Annotated in this window: 4 protein-coding genes and 2 pseudogenes; all 6 read right to left on the bottom strand. The window is 68.3% G+C overall.

The features are described 5' to 3' along the window. The coding region (locus AC2W7M_RS16835) for an ABC transporter ATP-binding protein (RefSeq protein ID WP_486133443.1) at positions 1–872 on the bottom strand (872 nt) is incomplete at its 3' end. A 62-nt stretch (positions 873–934) separates the two neighbouring features. Then, positions 935–1819 carry an ABC transporter permease gene (locus AC2W7M_RS16830; RefSeq protein ID WP_486133441.1) on the bottom strand — a complete coding sequence of 295 codons (885 nt, stop codon included), beginning with the start codon at positions 1817–1819 and terminating at the stop codon, positions 935–937. Continuing rightward, positions 1816–2829 (bottom strand): ABC transporter permease, encoded by a 1014-nt coding sequence (locus AC2W7M_RS16825; RefSeq protein WP_486133439.1) that lies wholly within the window; start codon positions 2827–2829, stop codon positions 1816–1818. Before AC2W7M_RS16825 ends, AC2W7M_RS16830 begins: the two co-directional genes overlap by 4 nt. A 383-nt stretch (positions 2830–3212) precedes the next feature. Next, positions 3213–4835: an ABC transporter substrate-binding protein gene (locus AC2W7M_RS16820; protein ID WP_486133438.1), complete on the bottom strand. Its 1623-nt coding sequence runs from the start codon at positions 4833–4835 to the stop codon at positions 3213–3215. 344 nt (positions 4836–5179) lie between these two features. Then, positions 5180–5928, bottom strand: a pseudogene (gene pssA, locus AC2W7M_RS16815) (CDP-diacylglycerol--serine O-phosphatidyltransferase); the annotation flags it as partial. A 3-nt stretch (positions 5929–5931) separates the two neighbouring features. Continuing rightward, a pseudogene (locus AC2W7M_RS16810) lies at positions 5932–6631 on the bottom strand (phosphatidylserine decarboxylase). Between the last annotated feature and the right edge of the window lie 135 nt (positions 6632–6766).

Raw genomic sequence — 6766 nt, 5'->3', positions numbered from 1 at the left:
CGAGCGCCGCCGCCTCCGGCGCTGGCGCGCCGGCCCCCCTCGGCCGCCGCCTCCTCCGGCAGCAGGTCCTTGAGCGTGATGCCCGGCCGCGGCGTCGCCCGCATGAGCTTCTTGGTGTAGGGGTGCTGCGGATCGCGGAAGATGCGCTCGGCGGGAGCGGTCTCCACCACCTTGCCCTTCTCCATCACCATCACCGTGTCGCAATAGGCGGCGGCGAGGCCGAGGTCGTGGGTGATGAGGATGGTGGACATGCCGCGCGCGCGGGTGAGCTCGGTGACGAGGTCCATCACCGCCTTCTGCGTCGTCACGTCGAGGCCAGTGGTGGGCTCGTCGGCGATCATCAGCTGCGGCCGGCAGGCGAGCGCCAGCGCGATGACGATGCGCTGGCACATGCCGCCCGACAGCTCGAACGGATAGGCATGGTAGCGCTCCTGCGGCCGGGCGATGCGCACCTGCTCCAGGATCTCGATCACCTTGTCCTTCACGTTGGAGCGGTCCGCCTGCACGTGCTGCAGCAGCACGTCGGCGATCTGGTGCCCGACCTTGCGGATCGGGTTCAGCGCCGCCCGCGGGTTCTGGAAGATCATCGACATCTCGCGCCCGCGCAGATCGCGCATGGCGCTTTCCGGGGCGTGGGCCACGTCGAGCCCCGAGAAGGTGATGGAGCCTTCGGCGATCCGCCCGGCGCGGTCGAGGATGCGCATCACCGTGTAGGAGGTGACGGACTTGCCCGACCCGCTCTCGCCGACGATGCCGAGCGTCTCGCCCTTGGCGAGGGTGAGGCTCACCTTCTCCACCGCCGTGACGATGCCGCGGCGCGTGAGGAACTCGACGGTGAGGTCCCTGACCTCCAGCAGCGGCCCGCCGGCCACCTCGCGGACGGGGGCGGACAAGGCGGCGGACAGATCGGCGACGCCGTGCATTTGCCCCTCCATCAGGTGCGGCGCTGGGGATCGACGATGTCGCGCAGACCGTCCCCCAGCAGGTTGAAGCAGAACACCGCGAACATCAGCGCGAGCCCTGGGAACAGCGCGATCCACCATTCGCCGGAAACGATATAGGCCGCGCCCTCGGCCACCATGATGCCCCATTCCGGCGTCGGCGGGCGCACGCCGAGGCCGATGAAGGAGAGGCCCGCCGCATTGAGGATCGCGTAGCCCATGGTCAGCGACATCTGCACCATCATGATCGGCATGATGTTGGGCAGGATGGTCGTCAGAAGGATGCGCCATTCCGAATTGCCGGTGAGGCGCGCCGCCTGCACGTAGCCCGCCTGCCGGCGGATCGCCGCCTCGGCGCGGGCGACGCGCACATAGAGCGGGAAGTTGATGATGGCGGTGGCGATCACGATGTTGGTCACCGAATTGCCCAGCGCCGCGACGATGCCCATGGCCAGCACGAACAGCGGGAAGGCCATAATGGTGTCGGAGATGCGCCCGACGATGCGGTCGGTCCACCCCCCGAAGAAGCCGGAGGCGATGCCGGCGATGCCGCCCGCCGCGAACACCAGGGCGACCGAGAACACCGCGATGGCGAGGTCGAGGCGGGTCGCCACCACCACGCGCGAGAAGATGTCACGGCCGAGATTATCGGTGCCGAACCAGTGGGCGGCCGAGGGCGGCTGGAGCGCTGACTGGGTGTTGGAGGCGAGCGGGTCGTAGGGCACCACGTAGGGGCCGATCAGCGCCGCGACCAGCAGCACCAGGAACATGCCGAAGGCGACGCCGGTGACCGGATTGTCCGAGATCACGTAGCGGGCGTGCTTGAGGGTGGCGGCCAGGCCGCTCTGGGGAGCGTCTTCGACGGTGGCGATGGTCATGCTTCGCTCCGCGCGCGGGGGTCGATGATGCCGTAGGTGATGTCGATGATGAGGTTCAGCGCCACGTAGAGCACCGCCATGGCGAGCACGAAGCCTTGCACCGGCGCATAGTCCGACGTGATCAGCGCCTCGACCGCATAGGAGCCGATGCCGGGCCAGGCGAACACCTTCTCCACCAGCACGTTGGCGCCGAGCAGGAAGGAGAACACCATGCCGAGCGTGGTGATGACCGGCAGCATGGCGTTCCTGAAGGCGTAGGTGAGGATCACCGTGTAGTCGGTCAGCCCCGCCGCCCGCGCCGTGCGCACGAACTCGGAGGACAACACCGCCAGCATGGAGGCGCGCGTCATGCGGGCGATGGGCGCCAGCGCGAAGATGGCGAGCGTGATGGAGGGCACCGCGAGCTGCGCCAGCGCGGCGCGGAAGGTCTCGAACTCGCCGGTGAGCAGGCTGTCGATGAGGTAGAAGCCGGTGATGGTGGGCGGGGCGGAGAAGAACACGTCGAGCCGTCCGAGCGGCGCCGGCGCCCAGCCGAGCTTGAAGTAGAACACATAGACCAAGAGCAGGCCGGTGAAGAACACCGGCAGCGACACGCCGGCGGTGGTGATGAGCCGGCAGGCATGGTCCACCCACGAGCCCTGCCGCACCGCCGCGACGATGCCGAACGGCACGGCGATGGCGAGCGCCAGGATCAGGCCGCAGAGCGTCAGCTCGGCGGAGGCGGGCAGCCGCGCGGCGATCTCCTGCGCCACCGGCTGGCCGGTGGACAGCGAGGTGCCGAGATCGCCCTTGGCGAGCGCGCTCACGTAGTCCACGAACTGAACCGGCAGCGGCTGGTCGAGGCCGAGCTTGGCGCGGATCTCCGCGATCGCCTGCGGGGTCGCGGCCGGCCCGGCGAAATAGGCCGCGGCATCGCCGGGCAGCACCCGCGTCAGCAGGAAGGTGACGATGACGACGCCGACCAGGCTCGGCACGGCTGTGGCGAGACGGCTGGCGATGAGCTTCAGCATGGCCCTCTCCTCTATGGTCCGGCGCGCGCGGCGCGACGGCCCGGCCGCCCGCTGCCCCGATCATTGCATCCTGTTCCGGCCCGGCCAGAGCCTGGGCGCGCACCCGGCACCCCCTCACCCTGCCCCTCCTCCCCGCCGGGGAGAGGGAATGCGCCGGGTCGTCCCTCGCCCTGCCGAGCCCGAACCCTGAAGCCCGCGCCGGCCGAACGCGCTCTCCCCGGCGGGGAGAGGGTGGGGGTGAGGGGAAGGCGCCACCGGCACGGACCCTCCCCTGCGGAACGGAGAAAGGGGTGACGCGACGGCGCCCCCTCCCGGCCGCCACCCCTCCCCTTCGCGTCCTGCGGGACGCGACCTCGCAACCGCCGCCCCCGGATCGCCCGCCTTCAGGACTTGGCGAAGGCCCGATAGTCCAGCCGGCGGTGGAACCAGTATTCGTAGCCGGTGACGTTCTTCTGCATCGCCACGTTGACGTAGGGCTGGTAGAGCGGCACCCGCGGCACGTCGGCGAAAGCGAGGTCCACCATGCCCTTGACGCCCGCGTCGTAGGCGCCCTTGTCGCCCACCGCCGCCGACTGGCGGGCGGCGTCAATGAAGGCGTCCATGGCCTTCGACTGGTAGCTCATGGTGTTGAAGATGGCATTGTTGCCATGATAGCACCAGAAGAAGAAGTATTCGGGATAGTCGAGCCAGCCCGAGAACACGTTGGTGTAGAGCGGCAGCGTCTTCTTCGTCAGCTCGCCGCGCCAGTTGGCGCCGGGGATCTTGTTGATGGTGGTCTTGATGCCGATCTGCGCCAGGGTCTCCTGCAGCAGCACGCAGATCGGCTCGTTGACGCCGGCGAAGCCCAGGTCGAACGAGATCGTGGTCTCGAACCCGTCCGGATAGCCGGCCTCGGTGAGCAGCGCCTTCGCCCTGGAAAGGTCGGTGTTGAACTTGGTGGGCTGCGGCCAGGCGACCTTGGTCTGGGTGTCCGCCGGCGCGCCGAACATGGGCTTGGCGAGGCCGAACAGCACCGCGTCCATGATCTTCTGGTAGGGGATGGCATAGGCCACCGCCTCGCGCACCTTCGGATTGTCGAACGGCGGCTTGGTGACGTTCATGCCGATATATTGCAGGCCGTTGGAATAGGGCACCGAGGTGATGTTCAGCTTGCCGGCCTGCTTCAGCTCCACGAAGTCCTTGTTGGGCAAATCGTAGGAGATGTCGGCATCGCCGCGCTCGAGCAGCGCGCGCCGGTTGCCGGCGGACGGCACCATGCGCCAGATCACGCGCTTGATCTTGGGCAGCGGGCCGCCCTTCCAGTCGTCGAAGCGCTCATAGACCACCTCGGTGCCGGAGGTCCATTTGGTGACCTTGTAGGCGCCGGAGCCGGCGGTGTTCTGCTTGGTGTATTCGAGGCCCCAGGGGTCCTTCTCGGTGGCGTTCTTCTTCACCAGCTCGGAATTCACCACGCAGGGCACGATCACCGCGAGGTCGGGAATGGTGAGGCGGTCCTTGCGGATGAAGTCGATGCGCACCGTGTGGTCGTCCACCACCACGAACTGCTCCGGCTTCTCCAGCGAACCGGCCTTCATCTGGAAGGTGGGGAAGCCGCCCACCGAGACCGCGCGGTCGAGCGACCATTTCACGTCCTTGGCGGTGACCGGCGTGCCGTCCTGGAAGGTGGCGTTCTTCTTCAGCTTGAAGGTCGCCGACATGTCGCCGATGCTCATGTCCTCGGCGAGTTCGCCCTTGAGCTTGTCGCGGTCGTAATAGCGCACCCCGTCCTTCTCGGTCATCTCGTGGGTGATGAGGCGGTCGTAGCAGTTCCAGCTGACCTCGTAGCCCGGCACGTTGGTGCCGACGCCCATGATGTCGAGATTGTTCGGGCCGCTCTCGGAGACGATCAGCAGCGTCTCGTTGCGGGCCTGCGCCTTGGCGGGAGAGAAGACGGCGGGCGCGGCAACGCCCGCGCCGGTGGCAACGGCCGTGACGGAGGCGGAGGTCATAAACTCGCGGCGGTTCATGTGGCGATGTCCCCTCGATGGCAATGGCAAGCGAAACTCGCCTTCCCCATTCAAGGGCCGTGCCAGTTGTATGCAATTTATTATAAATTATTGATTTAATTATTATTTTAGTAGTCTGCGCCACTCCGAGAGAGTCGCTGAAGTCTCGAATATGCGCATATTTTGATCATTCATGCCGCCATTGCATACAATGACCGCCCGCCGCATAGGCGCGGTGTCGCGCTGGCGCAGGGCTCAGGACGGGGTGCCGGAAGCTGCAGGCCCGGCGGATTCGCCCGGGCCGCCGACCCGGGCGGCCATCTCAGCGCGGTGGGCGGCCATCAGGCGCCGGTAGCGCAGCGCGGAACCGGCAGCAGGCCGAGATAGATCACCGAGCAGGTGGCGAGCACCGCCCAGGGATAGCTCGCCAGCAGCGCGAAATAGAGCGCCACCAGCACGAACAGCGGCAGCACCATGTCGCGCCGCACCCGGCTGCCCAGCGTCTTGCCGGACCAGGCCGGCACGGTGGAGATCATGAGGAAGCCGATGGCGAGGCAGTAGACGAGGGCCACCGGCGCACTCCACGCGCCGTGCGGCGCGCCCAGCAGTTCCAGATAGACCGGGAGCAGCACGGTGATGGCCCGGCCGGGGCGGGAATGCCGGTGAAGAAGTCGGCGGCGAAGGCCGGCCGGTCCGGATCGTCCAGCATCACGTTGAAGCGCGCGAGGCGCAGCGCCGCGCAGATGGCATAGGTGAGCGCGGCGATCCAGCCGAAGGAGCCGGCCTCGTTGAGGCCCCAGAAATAGAGCATCAGCGCCGGCACGCAGCCGAAGTTCACGAAGTCGGCGAGGCTGTCCAGCTCGGCGCCGAACTTCGAGGTGCCCTTGAGCGCCCGCGCGAGGCGCCCGTCGATGCCGTCCAGCAGCGCCGCGAAGACGATCGCCGCCAGCGCCAGTTCGATCCGCTCCTCGATGGCGAGCCGCACCGCCGTGAGGCCGGAGCACAGCGCCAGCAGGGTCACGAGGTTGGGGATCAGCACCCGCACCGGGATGCGTCCCAGCCGGCCGAACCGGGTCCGGCCCTCGGGATCGAACGGAGGAAAGGGCGTCGCCATGGCTCAGCCGACCCGGTAGGCGATATCGCGCGCGGCCATGCCCGTGAGGTCGGCGATCACGGTCTCGCCGGCTATGGCGGTCTGGCCCTCGGCCACCTGAACCTTGGTGCCCGGCGGCAGATAGATGTCGAGCCGCGAACCGAAGCGGATCAGGCCGAAGCGCTCGCCGGCGCCGATCTCCTCGCCCTCGCGCACGAAGCAGACGATGCGCCGGGCGATCAGGCCGGCGATCTGCACGCAGCCCACCCGCCCCGCCATGGTGCGGATCACGAGGCCGTTGCGCTCGTTGTCCTCGCTCGCCTTGTCGAGGTCGGCATTGAGGAAGATGCCCGGCTTGTAGGCGACGCGCTCGATCCGCCCGGTCACCGGCGCGCGGTTCACGTGCACGTTGAACACGCTCATGAAGATGGAGACGCGCAGCAGCGGCTCGTCCGACAGGTCCAGTTCGCGCGGCGCCGGCCGGGCCGATGGACGAGATGGTGCCGTCCGCCGGCGACACAACGAGGCCCTCGCGCACCGGCGTGACGCGCACCGGATCGCGGAAGAACAAGGCGGTCCAGATGGCGAGGCCCACCGCGATCATGCCGAAGAAGGTGCTCACGGAGAGGATGGCGAGCGCGATCACCGCCGCACCGGCGATGAAGGGATAGCCCTCCCGATGCACGGGCACGAGCGACTTGCGGATCGTGGCGACGAGCGACACTTCAGGCCTCCGGACGCGCACCTGGAGCGGGCGCTGGAGGCACAGGTAGTGAGGGCCGCCCGCGCCGTCAAATGACAACGCCTCTTCCGGCCGGCGCACGGGGCGCCCGCAGGCGCGGCGCGCGCTACGAGCTCC

This window comes from Xanthobacter sp. BG11Y11_SDJG (assembly GCF_057364445.1).
Note: the sequence above shows the minus strand (reverse complement) of the source record. Positions and strands in the feature narration are given on the sequence as shown.